This is a genomic window from Nocardia salmonicida NBRC 13393 (assembly GCF_001613085.1).
GTDB classification, from domain to species: Bacteria; Actinomycetota; Actinomycetes; order Mycobacteriales; family Mycobacteriaceae; genus Nocardia; species Nocardia salmonicida.
Window position 1 is genome coordinate 300,520 of record NZ_BDBR01000008.1, and the last position, 18,113, is coordinate 318,632.

The following is an 18,113-nucleotide window of genomic DNA, read 5'->3' on the forward strand; positions in this document are numbered from 1 at the left end:
TTGGTCAGCGCCCGTCCCGCTCGCTCAAGCGTTCGGTGACCCGGGAGACCTCGTACCCGAGTAGACGCTCGGCCTCTTCGATACCGCCCTGCAGGTCGCCGACGGCATTCATCTTGGACAGATCGAGGCCGATGGTGACCAGGGTCAGCGCGATCTCCGAGGACAGGCCGGTGATGATCACGCTGGCGCCCATCAGGCCGGACGCGTCGACGGTCTGCACGAGGTGGTTGGCCACCACGGAGTCGATCGCGGGCACACCGGTGATGTCGATGACGACCACCTTGGCGCGATTGGCGCGGATGGCGCGCAGCAGCTGTTCGGTGAGCTGGCGGGCACGCTGGGAGTCGAGCACACCGATGATCGGCAGGATGAGCAGCTGCTCGCGCACCTGCAGCACCGGGGTGGACAGCTCGCGGATGGCCTCTTGCTGGCGGCTGATGACGCGCTCGCGCTCCTGCACGAACGACACGGCCACGGTGTTGGCGATGCGGTTGGCGGCTGGTTCGTAGGCGTCGAGCACGCGGTTGAGCAGCTCGAAGTTGGACTGGTACTTCTCGAAGAGGCTGCGCGCCAGCACATCGCGCAGCAGCAGCACGATGCCGATGACCTCGTCGGTCTCGACGCCTCGCGGAATGATGCGCTCGGACAGGTCGCGGGCATAGGCCTGCAGTGCCTCGACGCTACCGGTGACGAGCACCTCGACGTAGTTGTCGTACATCGACGTCGCCTCGGAGAAGATCTCCTCCGGGGTCATCGCGGTCAGCAGTTCGGCCTCGGTGATACGCCGTGCCCACTCTTCCCGCAGCCCGGTGCGGTTCTGCCGCAGATGCTCGACCAACTGCGGCAGCAGGTTGTCGAGCGGTTGCGCCGGCAGCGAATCCGCCGAAAGACTCGTGGACACCTCGGACATGGAAACCCCTGCCCCTTTCGACGACGGACGTTTTCGGTGCGCACAGTGCGCGTTGAGCCTGAGCCTACTCATACCCCCTTCCTGGTGCTGCCCAAACGTGGCGCGCCCGGCTAATCCGGGGCGAACCCGCGTTCCAGTGCGCGCAGCGCCTGATCCAGATACACGGTGAGATCGGTATCACCGCGCTCGAGCCACGCGTCGAACGCGGCACGCGCGGCGGCCAGGGTAGTGCGCCCGATGGCGAGGGGGATCAGGTCGCCCGCGCCCGCCCCGAGGCGGCTCGCGGCGAACTCGCCGACGGCGTGCTCCCACGCGTCGTAGTGCGCCCCCGCGCCCGCCGAGAGTGCGGGGACCCCGGAGACCAGGCGCATCCTGGTACGCAACTCGGGGATGTCCTCGGCGCGATATCTGTTGGCCGCCACCACGATTCGGCGTACCGCCGCCATCATCGGCTCGTCGGCCGGGACGGCGGCGAACGCGGCGCGAAGGTCGTCGACCTCGTTGTCGAACTGGTGCCACAGCACCTCGGCCTTGGTGGGGAAGTAGCGGAAGAAGGTGCGCTCGCTCACCCCGGCCTCGGCGGCGATGCGTTCGACGGTGACGTCGTCGAACCCGTGTTCGGCGAACAGCTTCATCGCGATCACCTCCAGCTCGCGACGGGTGGTGCGCGGCGGACGCCCGCGGTGCCCCGACGGCTTCGGAATCGGCATCGGTGCGCGCGGCGGCGGGGCGGACATGGATACAGGATAGGGACTCGGCGAGCTTTCGACCTGCACGAGCTATTGATTATGTCAGTGACTGACGTTAATGTTGGCGCCATGTTCGTGGCGCACCTCACATCGCCCGAGGCAGGTGTGCGCGCCGCCGAGGGAGTGATCCTGGTCATTCCGCTCGGTGCGACCGAGCAGCACGGCCCGCATCTGCCCCTGTCGACCGACAGCGATATCGCCTCGGCGGTGTGCCTGCGAGCCGCCGCCGAGCGTCCCGACGTGCTCATCGCGCCTGCCGTGACCTACGGGGCAAGCGGCGAGCACGCGGGGTTCGCCGGCACCTTGTCGATCGGGCAGGCGGCGCTGGAACTGCTCGTCGTCGAACTGTGTCGCTCCGCGACGGACACGTTCTCACGAATCGTGCTGGTCAACGGGCATGGCGGCAATGTGGAAACGCTGCGCCGAGCCGTCGCCTTGCTGCGGTCGGAGTCGCGCGACGTGCGGGTGTTCTCGCCCGGCTACGGCGGCGACCCGCACGCCGGGCGCACCGAAACCTCGATCCAGCTCGCGCTGAGTCCCGAGCTGGTGCGCACCGAACTGGCCGAGCCGGGGGACTGCCGCCCGCTGGCCGAACTGCTGCCGCTGCTGCGCGCGGGCGGAGTGCGGGCAGCCAGCCCCAATGGAATCCTCGGCGACCCCACCGGATCGAGTGCCGACGAAGGCGCCGATCTGTTGCGGGTCGCCACGACCGCATTGCTGGAAGACCTGCGCCGATGGTGGCCGCAGGATCATGAGGAAGGACCCCGATGAATCCCTGGTTCGAGACCGTTGCCGAGGCGCAACGGCGCGCCCGCAAGCGCCTGCCGAAGTCGGTGTACGGCGCGCTGATCGCGGGTTCGGAACGCGGACAGACCATCGAAGACAATCAGACCGCGTTCACCGAACTCGGTTTCGCCCCGCACTGCGCGGGCCCGATCGGCGAACGCGACCAATCGACCACGGTGCTGGGCCAGCAGGTCTCCATGCCGGTGCTGATCTCGCCGACCGGCGTGCAGGCGGTGCATCCCGACGGTGAGGTCGCCGTCGCGCGCGCCGCGGCGGCACGCGGAATCGCCATGGGGCTCAGCTCTTTCGCGAGCAAGCCCGTCGAGGAGGTCATCGCCGCCAACCCGTCGACCCTGTTCCAGCTGTACTGGTGTGGCAACAGAGACCAGATCCTCGAGCGGATGGCCAGGGCGAAGAAGGCGGGCGCGGTGGGCCTGATCCTCACCCTGGACTGGTCGTTCTCGCACGGCCGCGACTGGGGCAGCCCGGTGATCCCGGAATCGTTGAACCTGCGCACGATGATGAAATTCGCGCCGCAGACCCTCGCGCGCCCGCGCTGGCTCGCGACCTACCTGCGCTCGGGCAGCATCCCCGACCTCACCGCACCCAATATGGCGGTCGGCGGCGGCGCGGCGCCCGGGTTCTTCGGCGCCTACGGCGAATGGATGCAGACACCGGCGCCCGACTGGGACGATGTCGCCTGGATCTGCGCGCAATGGGACGGTCCGGTGCTGCTCAAGGGCGTGATGCGGGTAGACGACGCCTTGCGCGCCGTCGACGCGGGCGTCGCGGGCATCTCGGTGTCCAACCACGGCGGCAACAACCTCGACGGCACCCCCGCCGCCATCCGCGCGCTGCCGGTGCTCGCCGACGCGGTGGGCGACCAGATCGAGGTGCTCCTCGACGGCGGCATCCGGCGCGGCAGCGATGTCGTGAAGGCGGTGGCGCTCGGTGCGCGTGCCGTACTGATCGGGCGCGCGTACCTCTGGGGTCTGGCGGCCAACGGTCAGGCCGGTGTCGAGAACGTTCTCGACGTCCTGCGCGGCGGCATCGATTCCGCGCTGTTGGGTCTGCGCAAGACCTCGATCACCGACCTGACGCGCGACGACATCGTGATCCCGGCCGGTTTCGAGCGCGCGTTGGGGGTGGGTTCGGGGCAAAACGATTCCGGCAACCGGGATTTCACGACTAACGCAACGGTCGTCAGCGGCGCCGCGTCTCGTTAGTATCGGCGGTTGGGCAGCACCGCCGGAGGGGGATTTCGTGAGTGTGGTTTCGGATATCGAGGGTTCGCGTCGGCGAATCATGATGTCGCGCAGCGTGTCCTACACGCTGCCCGCCGTGGTGGCGGTGGCACTGGTCTCGGCCGGATGTGGCACCGCCACCCCGAAACCGGCACCGCGCGCGGCGTCGACCACGCTCACGACCACCTCGAAGCCCCCGACGACGACTTCCCGGACGACCACCACGACCGCGGCCGCCGCCGAACCGGCGTCCGTCGGGGTCTGCGTGGACACGACGACCAACGTCCGGGTGGCCGACGATCAGTGCGACACCGCGGGCACCAGGTACTCGCGCTTCTGGTACCAGCACACCGATACCTTCGTGTACCCGGCGATCGGCGTCGCGGTCGCGCTGGCGGCGGGCAGCTTCCTACGCCCGACCAGCGGTGAGATCTTCGATCGCGGCGCACCGACCAAAGGCGGCACTGTCGCGCGCGGTGGTCTGGGCAAGACCCGCCCCGATTCCTCCGGAGGGGGCGGCGGCAGCGCCGGGTCCTAGTCCTCGCCGGGCGCGGCGGTTTGCAGGCGACCGACCGGGTCGTCGGCCTTCGCGCCGCGGTGATGGTCGACGAGCACGTCGTAGATCTCCGCGAGGGTGGCGAGCTGGTCGCGATCCAACACGTCGATCATGTGTTTGCGCACGCTGCGCACGTGCGCGGGCGCGGCCGTGGTGAGCAGTTGTCCGCCGGTCGGGGTCAGCTTGGCCACGGTGCGGCGCTGGTCGTGCGGCATCGTCTCGCGTGAGACCAGTCCGCGCTTCTGCATGCGGGTGATCTGGTGCGAGAGCCTGCTCTGCGACCATTCGAGCGCGCAGGCCAGATCGGCGAAGGTGAGTCGCTGGCCCGGTGCGTCGGCTAGGTAGACCATGACGGAATACTCGACATAGCTCAGGTTGGCGGCCCTGCCTGCGTCACGTCCGATCGCCGCGGCGATCAGGTCGCGGGTCCGGACATAGCCCAGCCAGGCACGCATTTCGACATCATCGAGCCACTGTGGATCGGTCACGATCGAGCTCCAGATTCTGAAGGTGCAGGCTTCGGATTGAACGGTGCACTCCCGCCACCGCCCGGGAGAATGGGTAGCACCGTTTGGGTTGAACGTGCAACCTCGATATTAGTTAGGGTCAGTTAGGAACCTCACATAGGGTTGCCTAACCGCCGTGCGGGTGTGGGTGGTCGTTAGGCTGCGGATTGCTTTGTGACCAGCCCTGCCTGGTGCTCCGCAGTGTTGCGGTGCCCGCCCTGCCCGAAGGAGTGCGATCCGTGACCGCGCCGGAGTTCCGCTATTCCGATCTGCTTCCGATCGGCGCCGACGAGACGCCCTACCGCCTGCTCACCAGCGAGGGGGTCAGTACCTTCGAGCACAACGGGCGCACCTTCTTGCAGGTCGAGCCCGAGGCGTTGCGGCTGCTGACCGAGACGGCGATCCACGACATCAGCCACTACCTGCGGCCCGCGCACCTGCGCCAGCTGCGCAAGATCATCGACGACCCCGAGTCCTCGGGCAACGACCGTTTCGTCGCGCTCGACCTGCTCAAGAACCTCAACATCTCCGCAGGCGGCGTGCTGCCGATGTGCCAGGACACCGGCACCGCGATCGTGATGGGCAAGAAGAGCGAGGGCGTGCTCACCGGTGTCGATGACGCCGAATGGCTCAGCCGCGGCATCTTCGACGCCTACACCAAGCTGAACCTGCGCTACTCCCAGCTCGCCCCGATCACCATGTGGGACGAGAAGAACACCGGCACCAACCTGCCCGCCCAGATCGAGCTGTATTCGACCGAGGGCGACGCCGACAACCCGGTGTACAAGTTCCTGTTCATGGCCAAGGGCGGCGGCTCGGCCAACAAGTCGTTCCTGTACCAGGAGACCAAGGCCGTCCTGAACCCCGAGCGCATGCTCGAGTTCCTCGACGAGAAGATCCGCTCGCTGGGCACCGCGGCCTGCCCGCCGTACCACCTCGCGGTGGTCATCGGCGGTACCAGCGCCGAATTCGCCTTGAAGACAGCGAAATACGCCTCGGCGCACTACCTGGACAACCTGCCCACCGAGGGCTCGATCACCGGTCACGCGTTCCGTGACGTCGAGCTCGAAGAAGAGGTCTTCCAGCTCACCCGGGAGTTCGGCATCGGCGCGCAGTTCGGCGGCAAGTACTTCTGCCACGACGTGCGCGTGGTCCGCCTGCCCCGCCACGGCGCGTCCTGCCCCGTCGCGATCGCCGTGTCCTGCTCGGCCGATCGCCAGGCGCTGGCCAAGATCACCAAGGACGGCATCTTCCTGGAGCAGCTGGAAACCGAACCGGCCCAGTATCTTCCGGAGCAGACCGCCGACATCCTCGGTGGCGACGTGGTGAAGATCGATCTCAATCGCCCGATGGACGAGATCCGCGCCGAGTTGTCGAAATACCCGGTGAAGACCCGTCTTTCGCTGACCGGTCCCTTGGTCGTGGCCCGTGACATCGCCCACGCCAAGATCAAGGAACGCCTCGACGCGGGCGAACCCATGCCGCAGTACCTGCGCGACATGGCCGTCTACTACGCGGGCCCGGCCAAGACCCCCGAGGGCTATGCCTCGGGCTCCTTCGGCCCCACCACCGCCGGTCGGATGGACTTCTACGTCGACCAGTTCCAGGCCGCGGGCGGCTCCATGGTCATGCTCGCCAAGGGCAACCGTTCGGCCCAGGTCACCAAGGCGTGCCACGAACACGGCGGCTTCTACCTCGGTTCCATCGGCGGCCCCGCCGCCCGCCTCGCCCTCGACTGCATCAAGAACGTCGAGGTCCTGGAATACGCCGAACTCGGCATGGAAGCCGTCTGGAAGATCGACGTCGAAGACTTCCCCGCGTTCATCGTCGTCGACGACAAGGGCAACGACTTCTTCGCCGAGACCTCCAAGCCCATCGCCCTGCGCGTGCGCACCCGTTCCAAGGAACGCGTGTAGTCATCCGGCTCCGATACCCCGGTATCCGCTGCGGCGGGTGCCGGGGTTTCGTCTGTTTCGCGGGCCCGGCGGCGCCTGTCACCCGGTGTAATGTGACGCCCGACATACGGCGGACAGGGGTGCGGATTGGCGAGCGGTTCAGTGCCGAGGGGGCGGGTGACGCGCAGCGCGAAGTTGGGGCAGTTCGCCGCCGGTCAGGCCATGCGGGAAGTCGGGCGGCGGCTGTCGATGATAGGCCGCACCGACGAGGCGCGGGAGGTGCTGGCCGAGCGGTCGGCGATGATGAAGGCGCAGCAGATCGTCGCGGTGTTGGGGAGCATGAAGGGCTCGGCGATGAAGCTCGGGCAGATGGGGTCGGTGCTCGATCTCGACTTCGTGCCCGAAGCCCATCGAGAGCAGTTCCGTGCCCAGCTCGCGGCCCTGCAGGACCGGGCGCCCGCGATGCCGTTCTCGACGATGCGGCAGGTGATCGAGGACGACCTCGGTCCCTTGTCGCGGACCTTCGCCGAGTTCGGTGAGACAGCGATCGCGGCGGCCTCGATCGGCCAGGTGCACCGGGCGCGACTGCACGACGGGCGCGTCGTCGCGGTCAAGGTGAAGTATCCCGGGGTGGAGCGCGCCGTCCACGCCGATATCAGCAATCTCGAGTTCCTCGCCAAGATGGCGAGAACGGCGCTGCCGAGCATGGCCGATACGGGCGTGCTGGAGGAGGTCGCCAACAATCTGCGCAGCGAGCTCGATTACGAGCGCGAAGCTCGAACTCAGCATCGGGTCGCGCAGCGCTATCGTGGCCATCCCTTCATCACCGTGCCCGACAGCATCGAGGAATTCTGTACGCACAATGTGCTGGTCACCGAATTCGTCGAGGGACATCCCTTTTCGCATATCCAGACCCTGCCCGCCGCCGAACGTGACCGGCTCGGTGAACTGATCTATCGCTTCTATATCGCCGGCCTGTTCGCCGACAACGAGTTCTGTGGCGATCCGCATCCGGGCAATGTGCTGCTGGCCGCTGACGGCAAGCTCGCCTTCGTCGACTTCGGTCTCTACAAGGAGATGGACCCCGACCACGTCGAATTCGAACGTGATGTCCTGCGGGCAGCCGCGGAAGGCCGGGGCGAGGATCTGTTCGCGGCGTGGGTGGGTAGGGGGATCATCGACCCCGATTCCGCGGTCACCGCGGAGGAGAGTCTGGCCTACGTCTGGGCCGCCACGGGCTGGCACCTGCTCGACGAGGCCGTCACGATCACCCCCGAATTGGCGACCGGCGCACTGCTTCTCGCCATCGATCCGCGCTCGTCGGACTTCCAGGGCATGCACAAACAGCTGTTGCCGCCCGAGCACGTGTTCTCCCGCCGCGCCGACCTGTTCACCTTCGCCACCCTCGGTCAGCTGCGCGCCACCGCCAACTGGCATCAGCTCGCCCGCGAATGGCTCTACGACGAACCTCCGCAGACCGAAACCGGCCGGGTGATCGAGCAGTGGCGCCTCGGTCTCGGCGACCGGTCGGGTCGATAGAATCCGCCTATGAAGACTGTGCTCGGCCGCGCGGCCGACCGGATCCTGGTGACGATGACGGCCGCCGCCGCAGTGACCGCCGTCGGCATCGGCACCGTCGGCGCCCAGCCCGAGCCGCGCGAACAGTTCCAATCGGCAGCGGGCACCGAAGGCCTCGACCCACCGCTCGCCGCCGCCTACACCCTCGCCGAGAAGCAGGCCCATGCCGAGGATGTGCCGCTGTCGATCACCTCCGGCCATCGCACCTACGAGCAGCAGCAATGGCTCTGGCAGGACGGCCTCGCCACTTACGGCAGCCCCGAGGAAGCGCGCCGCTGGGTGCTGCCGCCGGAGGAATCCACCCATGTCTCCGGTCGCGCCGTCGATGTCGGCCCGCAGGTGGGGGCGCAGTGGCTCGAGAACAACGGCAATCGGTGGGGGCTGTGCCGCACCTTCGACAACGAGTGGTGGCATTTCGAGTTGGTCACCGCGCCCGGCACACCGTGTCCGCCTCGGGTACCGGACGCGAGCCAACGCTAGAGCGGAACAGTTCAGCGCAGCGCGCCGAAGAATGTCCGGATGTCGGCGACGTGGGCGACGGGTTCCTCCATCGCGACGAAATGGTTGCCCGGATTTCCCGTCGGCCAGTGGGTGATCTTGTTGCCCCGGTCGGCGAGTGTGCGCATGAGCGGTGAACCGCCGCCGTAGACGCCGGTCGGCACCAGGTTCTGGTCGGTGGGCCAACTGAATCCGCCACCGTCGCGCAGTCCGTCGTACATCGGCCAGGACGAGGTGCCGGTGGTCTGGGTGAACCAGTACAGGGCGATGTTGGTCAGCAGGTGGTCGCGTTCGATCACGTCTTCGGCGCGGTCGGCCATGTAGGCGAACTCCTGGAACTTCTGCATCATCCATGCCAGCAGTGCGACCGGCGAATCGTTCCAGCCGAGGGCGAAGGTTTGCGGCGCCGCCCGCAACAGGGCGTGGTGGTCGACGCCGCCGGTCATCCACTGCTGCATTTCCGCCCACTGCGCGCGATCCTCGGCCGACATCGCGGGCACGTCGGCCTCGGTCGGCATGCCGATCCCGCCGTCGAGATGCACGCCGATCACGTGTTCCGGGGCGGCGAGCGCCATCTCCGGCGCGATGTAGGCGCCGAGGTCACCGCCCTGCGTGCCGTAGCGGTCATAGCCGAGGCGGTCCATCAGAGTGGCCCACATCGCGGCGACCCGTGCGGTGGTCATTCCGGGTTCGCGCGGCGCCGCCGAGAAGGCGAAGCCGGGGACGGACGGGATCACCACGTCGAAGGCGAGCGCGGGGTCGAGGCCATGGGCGCGCGGATCGGTGAGTGGGCCGATGGTGCGGGTGAACTCGACGAAGGAGTTGGGCCAGCCGTGGGTCAGCAGCAGCGGCACCGCGTCGGGCTCGGGGGAGCGAACGTGCACGAAATGGACATCGAGGCCGTCGATCTCGGTGATGAACTGGGGAAACGCATTCAGCGCGGCTTCTTGTGCCCGCCAATCGAATTCGTGCACCCAGTACTGGGCGAGCTCGCGCAGGTACTCGGCTGGGATGCCGCGCTCCCAGCCTTCGCCCGGCAGTTGAGCCGCCCAGCGCGCCCTGCTCAGCCGGTCGTACAGGTCGTCGATCTCGGACTGAAGGATGTCGATGCGGAACGGGCGAATGGTGCTCATCGGAACTCCTCGTTGTCGGTGTGATTCCGACGCTACGAATCATCTAGGACAGGTTCGGTCCTAGATATCCGGCAGAATCGAGAACATGACCGACACCGCCGCCCGCCTGCTCTCCCTGCTGCAGATGCCACGGGAGTGGCCGGGCAGCGAACTGGCCGATCGGCTCGGCGTCACCGACCGGACCGTGCGACGCGACGTCGACCGGCTGCGCGAGCTGGGGTACCCGGTGGTCGCGGCGATGGGTGCCGCCGGTGGGTACCGGCTCACCGCGGGTTCGGCGCTGCCGCCGTTGATCCTCGACGCGGACGAGGCGGTCGCGGTGGCTGTCGGGCTGAGAGTCGCTGCGGGACAAGCGGTCGCGGGCATCGAGGACGCCTCGGTGCGGGCCTTGACCAAGCTCGAGCAAGTCCTGCCGACGAAACTGCGCAGACGGGTGCGCGTGGTCGGTTCGGCGGTCGCGGTCCGCGCGGGCGAGGGCCCGACCGTCGACCCCGAGGTCCTCACCACCCTCGCCGCCGCTGTCACCAACCGAGAACGCCTGCGCTTCACCTACCGTGACGCCACCGGCGCCGAATCCCGCCGCCACACCGAGCCCGCCGGTGTCGTCGCAGCGGGCCGCCGCTGGTACCTCGTCGCCTACGACCTCGACCGCGACGCCTGGCGCGGCTACCGCGCCGACCGCATCGAAACCCCCCACCCCACCGGCGCCCGCACCACCCCCCGCGACCTCCCCGCCGCCGACCCGGCCGACTACGTCGCAGGCCGCCGAACCGACTGGGCCACAACCGAATACCACGTCGACGTCACCATCGAAGCACCACACGGCCGCATTGCGGGCCGCCTCGGCGAAGAACCGAACACCCTGCACGCCGTCGGCGACACCACGTGCCGCCTCACCGCCACCCGAGACGACGACCCCGCATGGCTCGCCACCCAGCTGACCACTCTCGGTGTCCCCTTCCACGTACACAATTCGCCCGAACTGGCCGCGAGTATGCGCACCCTCGTGCACCGCCTGACCGCCGCCCTGCCGACCGGGTAACCCGGCCACCATCGCGCACCCGCAGAGTAGGTTATGGCTATGGCCGAGCAACCCTCGAACCCGCACGACGCCTTCGCGCGCCACATTCTCGGCCGAACGGTCAACGCGGCCTCGGAATTACGCGCTGTCCTGCCCGAACACATTGTGCAGCGGGCGAACTGGAATACCCTTCGTTTGCTCCCGGGTAGTTACGTCTCACCGCAACTGCGGTCGCGTTACAGCGACCTGCCGTTCTCGGTCGAACTCGACGGCGACGACGCCATCATCTACGTGCTGATCGAACACCAGAGCAGTAGCGACCATCTGATGCCGCTGCGACTGATGGAGTACATGGTCAACATCTGGACCCGCTATGTCGACGCATACCCCAAGACGCGAACACTGCCGATCGTCGTTCCGGTGGTGATCCATGCGAGTCCGCGCGGGCATCGATGGGCGGCACCGACGGAGCTTTCGCAACTGTTCGCCGCCTCCGTGCCGCTGCTGGATTCACTGGGTGATGTGGTCCCGCGGATGCGGTTCATTCTCGACGACATGGCGAGCGTCGACCTGGCCGAGCTACAGAAGCGGCCACTGACGCCCGCGGTCCGGGTGATGTTGTTCCTTCAGCGCCACGCCTCCGGCAGAACAGACCTGGGGATCACGATGATGCCACTGGTTCCGGACCTGTCAGCCATGGCGGAAAGCCCGGACGGTGACCGTGACCTGCAAGCTGTGGTGACGTACATTATGACTGTCGGCGAAACAGATCCGTCGGACTTCGACCCGCTGATCGAGCGGCTCGAACCGCGGGCGAAGGAGGTCATTGTGACTACCGGGGAGATGCTTCGCGCTGAAGGCGAAGCCAAGGGTGAAGCCAACCTTCTGATCCGACTGCTCGGGCGTAAGTTCGGTGAACTGTCCGAATCGACCATTCGTCAGGTCAGGGCGGCGAGCCCCGGCGAACTGCATCGCTGGGCCGACCAGATTCTTACCGCGTCGACCATCGAGGACACTCTCGCCTGAGTCGTTGCGGCTGCTGCCGTGAGCTCTTGCCCTGCCGAAATCAGCACCGGTGGATCCGGGGATGCCTGATATGGAAGTCGTCTGCCGCACACTCGGCAAGGGTGATTCTGGCCAACTCCTACTGGAGTCGCGTACGACGAACTGGTCGGGTGGCTCGGCAACGGGCCCGCCATGGAAGCGGTGGCCGCGGCCTTCGACCGGACCGAGGATCTCGACCTGCTCGACTTGCTCGCCCAGACCCACGATGTCCTCGAGCGGGCTCGACCGGTCACCCGCGCCTCGTAGGCGGTCGCGTGCCTACGAGGCGGCTCCTGACCGCAGGTGTCACGCGCTCACTGCGCTACGGCACCCGCGCCGGATCAGGGGCGGGCGGCGAGGGCTTCGACCTCGAACAGCACATCGGGAGTGGCGAGGCTCGCGACGCCGATGAGGGTCTGAGTGGGTGGGGTCGTGCCCCAGTTCGCCTGGACAGCGGCGGCGATGGGGCCGAGTTTGCTGACGTCGTGATTCACGACATAGGTCCGAAGCTGGACGACGTGGCCGAGGTCGAGGCCGTGGGCGGCCAGGGCGGTGGCGATGTTGCGGAAGGTCTGGTCGACCTGGTCGGTGAAGTCCGGGGAGACGACCGCGCCGTCGGGTCGGGAGCCGTACTGACCCGAGACGAGAATCAGCTCCGTTCCCGCGGGGACGACGGCGGTATGGCTGTAGCCGAAGGGAATCGGATCGTGCAGGCCGTCGGGGTTGACGACGGTGTGGGTCGGGCGGGGTGCGTGCTCGGTGTTCGTCATGCCGATGAACCTGCCAGGAATACACGACATCCTGTGTCGTGTATTCCTGGCATAGTTTTTCCCATGCGAGCTGACCGGTTGGTCTCCCTGGTGCTCCTGCTGCGTCGCCACGGTCGGCTGTCGGCCGAAACCCTCGCGCGCGAGCTGGAGGTGTCCACCCGCACCGTGCTGCGCGACATCGAGGCGCTGTCCACCGCCGGCGTGCCTGTCTACGCCGAACGCGGCAGGCACGGTGGTTTCGCGTTGTTGCCCGGGTTCCGGACCGAGCTCACCGGGCTGAATCACGACGAGGCGCTGGCGTTGCTGATCGCTGGATCACGGCGTGGCGCACAGGCATTCGGGCTCGGCTCGGCGCTCGCGTCGGCCATGCTCAAGGTGGTCGACGCGCTGCCCGAGAACTATCGGGAGATCGCGAGCGACGCGGCCGAGCGATTGCTCATCGACCCGGAGACCGATCTTCTGTCGCGGCGGCTGGACACCGAGGACCTGTCCGACACCATCGTGACCGAGGTCAGGCGCGCGGTGCTCGCCGGACACAAGCTGCGCATCGACTACGCGGCCGTCGGCAATGCCGCCGCATGGCGCACGGTCGACCCGATCGGCCTGGTCACCGTCCGAGGCCAAGGCTATTTGCTCGCGACGAGATCCGGCGCCGACCGTACTTACCGACTGTCGCGGATCGTGGCCGCCGAGGAGCTCGACGAACCCGCACAGCGATCGGACCGGGTCGATCTGGATCAGGCCTGGCAGCAACGCAGCGCGCAATTTCGTGCCGGTGGCGACCTGGTCACCGTGCAGGTTCGGGTGAACCCGGTCCGGCGCGAGGAACTGGTCGGCACCGCGCTGGCTGTCCACAGCGAGGAGACGGACGACGACGGCGTGCTGCGGCTGGAGGTCACCTTCCAGGATTCCAGACATGCCGAATGGGCGATGTGGCAGCTCGCCGCGGACGCGGAGGTGCTGGCTCCACCGTGGTTGCGCGACTCCCTGCGCAAGCGTGCCGCCGCACTCGCCACGTGCTACGAAACGTCATCCGGCAGTTGATGGGCCGCAGAGACCCGCGAGTTCAGCCCACTGGTGCCGGTTCGCCGGGCATGCCCTCCAGCGTCAACCCGCCCTCGATGGTGTTGGGAACGCGACGGCGGTTGGGAGAGCCCAGTGCCGTGGTGAGGTCGCCGCCGTCGTGTTCGGCGAGGAGCTCACCGCTGTCCCAGACGAGAAGTGTCGCGCTGACAGTATTTTCGGCGGTGGAATGAGCCAGGTCGTAATGCGCGCAGCCGGGGACGTGGGCGTAGGTGATCCACAGGTCGTAACCGGTCATGAACAGGTCGAGGTCGAATTGCACGCTGAGGCTGAGCAATTCGCTGCGACCGTTGTCGTCGACGCCGGCGAAGGCTTCGTCGAGGGCCAGCAGGCGGGGAGCCTGCGGATCGGCCGAGTCGAGCATCACGTGGGCGGCGGCGAAGAGGGGAAGGTGCAGCGAGACCGACTGTTCGCCGCCGGAGAGGGCGCTGTGGCGGGCGACGGTGAGTTTGTCCTCGGTGCCGTCGCCGGAGATGAGGGTGAAGGAGAAGACTCGCCAGGTGCGGTAATCGAGGGTGGCGGCGAGGATTTCGGGGTACGAGCGTTCCGGGTGCGCGGTGCGGGCGGCGCGGATCTCGGCCGCGAAATGGGCGCGGACCGAGCCGAGGTCTTCCGAACTGAGGGCGGTGGTGTCGCGGTCGAGGAGTTTGCATATCGAGCGCGCGGACTCCGACAGGCCGTCGGCGAGGATCCAGTGCACGCCGATGGTGTTGCCCGACGACATCCGCCGCTGCTTCATCTCCGCGCCCATGCGGGAGATGAGTTCGCGAGCGTCGGTGGTGCGTTCGTGAATCTGCTGGGCCAGGCCCGTGAGCAGCGCGTCTTCGAGGATGCGGCGTTCGGCGTCGGTGAGCAGTAGTTCCTGGTCACGGCGGGCGGCGTCGATGCGGGCGGCGAAGTCGGCGAGGGCGGCCTGACCGTTCTCGTCGTGGACGGCGACGACGGTGAGCCCGTCGGCGGCGTCCCAGTTCAGACGGTAGTCGCGACCGGATGCGGTGAGCGCGGCGTCGAATTCCTGGAGTGCGCTGGTCACCGCGGACCGCGTGGACTTGCGACCGGCCTCGGTGGCGCGCACCTGGCTGGTGGCGGTGTCGAGGTCGGCGAACAGGCCCGCCACCTCATCGGGCAGCACCACCGGGTCGGTTTCCGGGCCCGCGGCGACGATGCGGTACTGCAGCTGTTCCGGGGTGGACCAGGCGGCATCGCTGCTGGGCCAACGGTGTTCGACCGAGGCGCCGAGCAGGCTCAGCAGGTCGGGGCGGGCATAGGGGGCCAGCGAACGCACCTCGCCGAGTACCTCGGTGAGCGCGGTGGCGAGCGCTTCGTTGGCGGTGCGATAGGCGGCCTCGGCGTCGCCGACCGCCTCGATGGCGGCATTGGCGGCCTTGCGCGCGGCCCGCTGTTCGGCCTTGGCGGCCTCGATGGCGCCACGGGCCAGCTCGAGGTCGCGGTCGATGTCGGCGGCGCCGGCGCCCAACGCCTCTCGCAGCGTTTCGAGTTTGCGTTGCTGTTCGGTATAGCCGAGCCGGGCCGCCTCGGCCTCTTCGGCGAACGCCTCGGCCAGTGCCCGCGCTTCGTCGTGCCGGTCGGCGCCCTCGCGTTCGCGTTCACGTTCCCGCTCGTGTTCGGCGCGAAGGCGGAGCAGTCCGGTGCCGGTGTTCTCGAAATGCCGGATAGCGGCGGCCAGTGCGTCGAGTTCGCGCGCCTCGCGGGGGGTTCGGTGTGCCGCGGCGGCGGCGCGAACCTTCTTGTCCAGGGCCGCGACTTCGGCGACGGCCTGGTCGAGTTCGCGCTCGGCCTGCGTCGCGGCCTCCACCCGCGAACGCATCAGACCGGCGGTTTCGGCTACGGCACGCAAGGCGGAGGTCACCGCCGACGGGCGCGGCAGAGCCTTGGCAGCCGCCGACAACGCGGCCAATTGCGCAGTGGCCGAAGCATCTTCGGCTCGCGCGGCGTCGTGCTCGGCTGCGGCGGCTTCGATCGCCGCCTCGATCTCGGCGAGCCGGGACTCACGCCTGCGGGCTCGCGCGGTCGTCCCGATGAACTCGGCCTCGGGCTTGTGGTGGTGGCCGACGAGAACGCCCTGTCGGAAGGATCCGGTGAGGCCGACCACGACGTGCGGGGTGTCGGCCGTGGTCAGCGCGGTGAGCGTGGCCCCGGTGCACGCTGCGCCGGGGGTCGCCGTGGCGCGCGTCGTCGGGTCCGGGTCGGCGTCGTGGACAGCGATGGAGGCCAGCACGGCGGCGACAGTCTCGGTGGGAACCGTGAGCGCGGCGGAATCCTCTTCGACGACAAGGACATCGGCGAGCGTACGGCCGAGTGGACGCTGGTCGACCGGCAAGGGGAGCAGGAAGTGGTCGGAGTAGATGTCGGCGGGCAGGGTGGGGCCGCAAATCCAGCTGTCGAGCAGACCGCCGGACTGCAGCGCCGCTTCGATAGCAGCCGCATCCTGCGGGGACACCGAGTCAGCGAAGCGCACCAGCTGCCAGAGTGGAGCACCCGGAAGTCCTTCTCGGACAACGGTTCTGGTGGGGTGCGGTGGGGGAGCGTCGTCGCGCTGGGCGGCGATCTGTGTTCGTTCGGCAGCCAGTGCGTCGCGGCGGGCGGCCGCAGCGCTCGTGCGGGACCGAGCCTCCTGGCGGCGGGTGCGAATCTGTTCCTGCAACGGCTCGCATCGCTCGGCCAAAACCTCTGATGCCGAGCGAATATCGGCCACTCCCGCACCGGCCAAGGCGGTGTCGAGCGCCTCGAACAAGCCCGCGGCACGACCTCGGTCGGCCACGGCGTCGACCGGCCCGCTACCAGCGCTTTCCGAGGGCACACCTTCGAGTTCGGCGACCGGTGCGAAAATCTCGGTGTTGGTGTTCCACCAGGTGCGCAGGGCAGTCGCGGATTCGCTGCGAGCCAGCGTAACTGCCGCTTCGGCGTGGGCTACTTCCGCGGCGGCGGAGTCACGCAGTTCGATCGCGCGTTCGGCGAGGCGTTCGGAACGGGTGCGGTCCGCGGCAGCGGTTTCCCACTTGCCCAGTGCCTTTCGAACGGCGCGGACATCGGCGTCGCGCTCTTCGGCGTGGCCGCGGACAGCCGCGGTGAACTGGTCGCCGCGGCCTTCGGCGCTGGGCGGAGTCCATTCGATTCCTGCCTCTTCGGCGGCGGCGCGGACCGCGTCTTCGCCGCGGACGAGGGCGGCTGCCGCGGTGCGCACCGCTTCGGTGGCCCGGGAGGCTTCTTCGGCGCGGCGTTGCAGGGTATGCGCGGCCTCGGCGGACTTGTCGCGGTGGGCCGCGGCGGAGGTTTCGAGGCGGCGGACGGCGTCGGCCAAGTCGTCGAGTTGCTGTTTGCCCTCGTAGGCGCTGGAGCGTTGGAGGTTCTCGCGGTCGGCGATGGCCTGCTCGTAGGCGTGATCGGCGTTTTCGGCTCTGGTCTCGGCTTCGGTGCGGTCGGTTTCGCGACGGGTGCGCAGGGCCGTCGCGGCGAAGAGCGCGGTGGAGGCGTTGGTGACGGCATCGAGGCGGGTACGGAGCTGGTCGACATCGGTTTTCGCCTGCACCGCGAGGTATTTGCGGTACACGTCGACGAAACGGCGGGTGGCAGTGTCGGCCTGGACGAGGCCGTCGAGGGTCCGGCCGACCTCTTCCATATCGCTGAACGAGCGAGCGGCGTCGAGGATCAACTGCTCGTCGAGGGGGCGAAGGCCGTCGGTGAGGGCCTGGGAGAGCCCACGCGGGTCGAGGTTCTTGGCGAGCTGGGGCCTTCGTAGGGTGAGGATCAGGTTGATCAGCTGGTCGTAGCGCTGCACGCCGAGCCCGAACATTCGCGCGTCGATCGCCGCGCGGTACTCGACGGGACGGTCGACGATGGCGTCGCTGCCGATCTGCTCGGCCAGTTGTTTACGGGTGAGCGGACGGTCGTCGGGGCCGATGAGGGAGAAGTCCACCCCGGCGCGGCCGTCGGCGACGAAGTACCAGCGGGTCACCTTGTCCGAGGAGCGGGTGGCACGCATGCCGATGCCGACGGTGACGGTTTCGGGATCGTCCCAGCTGCCGCGCGCGAACTCCATCCACACATACGAGTAGGCCGATTCCTGCTTGCGGTACAGCAGATTCGACTTCATCGTGCGTTCTTCACCGGCGAACGGGTTCAGCCTGCGCGGTTCGATCCGCCCGTCCAGCACGAACGGGAACAGCACCTCCAGCGCCTTGGTCTTACCGGAACCGTTGGGTCCGCGCAGCACCAGACGGCCGTCGGCGAAACTGAACTCCTGGTCGCGGTAGTCCCACAGATTGACGATGCCCGCCCGGGTCGGGACGAACCGCACTCCGCCGTGAATGAGTGACATG

General features: G+C 68.1%; 15 protein-coding genes. 9 read left to right on the forward strand and 6 right to left on the reverse strand.

The window, feature by feature from the left end:
• Positions 1 to 4: 4 nt before the first annotated feature.
• Both NS1_RS09215 and mftR read right to left on the reverse strand, forming a co-directional pair.
• A complete protein-coding gene (locus tag NS1_RS09215; RefSeq protein WP_056809988.1) occupies positions 5 to 910 on the reverse strand; it encodes an STAS domain-containing protein in 906 nt (301 codons plus the stop codon).
• A gap of 110 nt (positions 911 to 1,020) precedes the next feature.
• Positions 1,021 to 1,647: a mycofactocin system transcriptional regulator MftR gene (gene mftR, locus NS1_RS09220; protein WP_255284470.1), complete on the reverse strand. Its 627-nt coding sequence runs from the start codon at positions 1,645 to 1,647 to the stop codon at positions 1,021 to 1,023.
• Positions 1,648 to 1,728: 81 nt separating this feature from the next.
• On the opposite strand from mftR, the gene mftE reads away from it, so the two are divergent.
• From mftE to NS1_RS39915, 3 genes are read left to right on the forward strand one after another with little or no spacing between them, the layout of a single operon-like run.
• Positions 1,729 to 2,430, forward strand: a complete 702-nt coding sequence (gene mftE, locus NS1_RS09225) for a mycofactocin biosynthesis peptidyl-dipeptidase MftE (protein WP_062983327.1) — start codon at positions 1,729 to 1,731, stop codon at positions 2,428 to 2,430.
• Positions 2,427 to 3,671, forward strand: a complete 1,245-nt coding sequence (gene mftD / locus NS1_RS09230; protein WP_255284471.1) for a pre-mycofactocin synthase MftD — start codon at positions 2,427 to 2,429, stop codon at positions 3,669 to 3,671. Before mftE ends, mftD begins: the two co-directional genes overlap by 4 nt.
• A 37-nt stretch (positions 3,672 to 3,708) precedes the next feature.
• The gene (locus tag NS1_RS39915; protein ID WP_157125138.1) at positions 3,709 to 4,227 is read left to right on the forward strand and encodes a hypothetical protein; all 519 of its coding nucleotides are present in this window, start codon (positions 3,709 to 3,711) and stop codon (positions 4,225 to 4,227) included.
• On the opposite strand, the gene NS1_RS09245 is transcribed toward NS1_RS39915, so the two are convergent.
• The gene (locus NS1_RS09245) at positions 4,224 to 4,733 is read right to left on the reverse strand and encodes a MarR family winged helix-turn-helix transcriptional regulator (RefSeq protein WP_056809980.1); all 510 of its coding nucleotides are present in this window, start codon (positions 4,731 to 4,733) and stop codon (positions 4,224 to 4,226) included. The two genes, NS1_RS39915 and NS1_RS09245, sit on opposite strands and share 4 nt — an antisense overlap.
• A gap of 257 nt (positions 4,734 to 4,990) precedes the next feature.
• Here NS1_RS09245 and NS1_RS09250 point away from each other — a divergent pair, with 257 nt between their 5' ends.
• From NS1_RS09250 to NS1_RS09260, 3 genes are all read left to right on the forward strand, one after another.
• On the forward strand, positions 4,991 to 6,667 hold the full coding sequence (locus tag NS1_RS09250) for a fumarate hydratase (RefSeq protein WP_174562636.1): 1,677 nt from the start codon (positions 4,991 to 4,993) through the stop codon (positions 6,665 to 6,667).
• Positions 6,668 to 6,823: 156 nt separating this feature from the next.
• On the forward strand, positions 6,824 to 8,185 hold the full coding sequence (locus NS1_RS09255; protein WP_373864331.1) for an ABC1 kinase family protein: 1,362 nt from the start codon (positions 6,824 to 6,826) through the stop codon (positions 8,183 to 8,185).
• Positions 8,186 to 8,194: 9 nt separating this feature from the next.
• Positions 8,195 to 8,704: a M15 family metallopeptidase gene (locus NS1_RS09260; protein ID WP_255284472.1), complete on the forward strand. Its 510-nt coding sequence runs from the start codon at positions 8,195 to 8,197 to the stop codon at positions 8,702 to 8,704.
• Positions 8,705 to 8,715: 11 nt separating this feature from the next.
• Here the strand turns inward: NS1_RS09260 and NS1_RS09265 are convergent, their stop codons facing one another.
• Positions 8,716 to 9,855, reverse strand: a complete 1,140-nt coding sequence (locus NS1_RS09265; RefSeq protein WP_062983335.1) for an epoxide hydrolase family protein — start codon at positions 9,853 to 9,855, stop codon at positions 8,716 to 8,718.
• An 85-nt stretch (positions 9,856 to 9,940) separates the two neighbouring features.
• On the opposite strand from NS1_RS09265, the gene NS1_RS09270 reads away from it, so the two are divergent.
• Both NS1_RS09270 and NS1_RS09275 read left to right on the forward strand, forming a co-directional pair.
• The gene (locus NS1_RS09270; protein ID WP_062983337.1) at positions 9,941 to 10,897 is read left to right on the forward strand and encodes a helix-turn-helix transcriptional regulator; all 957 of its coding nucleotides are present in this window, start codon (positions 9,941 to 9,943) and stop codon (positions 10,895 to 10,897) included.
• A gap of 39 nt (positions 10,898 to 10,936) precedes the next feature.
• Positions 10,937 to 11,902, forward strand: a complete 966-nt coding sequence (locus NS1_RS09275) for an Rpn family recombination-promoting nuclease/putative transposase (protein WP_056809972.1) — start codon at positions 10,937 to 10,939, stop codon at positions 11,900 to 11,902.
• A 359-nt stretch (positions 11,903 to 12,261) separates the two neighbouring features.
• Here NS1_RS09275 and NS1_RS09280 read toward each other — a convergent pair whose 3' ends face one another.
• Positions 12,262 to 12,690 (reverse strand): RidA family protein, encoded by a 429-nt coding sequence (locus NS1_RS09280; RefSeq protein ID WP_062983339.1) that lies wholly within the window; start codon positions 12,688 to 12,690, stop codon positions 12,262 to 12,264.
• A 63-nt stretch (positions 12,691 to 12,753) separates the two neighbouring features.
• On the opposite strand from NS1_RS09280, the gene NS1_RS09285 reads away from it, so the two are divergent.
• Positions 12,754 to 13,734: a helix-turn-helix transcriptional regulator gene (locus NS1_RS09285; protein ID WP_062983341.1), complete on the forward strand. Its 981-nt coding sequence runs from the start codon at positions 12,754 to 12,756 to the stop codon at positions 13,732 to 13,734.
• A gap of 22 nt (positions 13,735 to 13,756) precedes the next feature.
• Here NS1_RS09285 and NS1_RS09290 read toward each other — a convergent pair whose 3' ends face one another.
• A complete protein-coding gene (locus NS1_RS09290; RefSeq protein WP_062983344.1) occupies positions 13,757 to 18,112 on the reverse strand; it encodes an SbcC/MukB-like Walker B domain-containing protein in 4,356 nt (1,451 codons plus the stop codon).
• Position 18,113 lies beyond the last annotated feature (1 nt).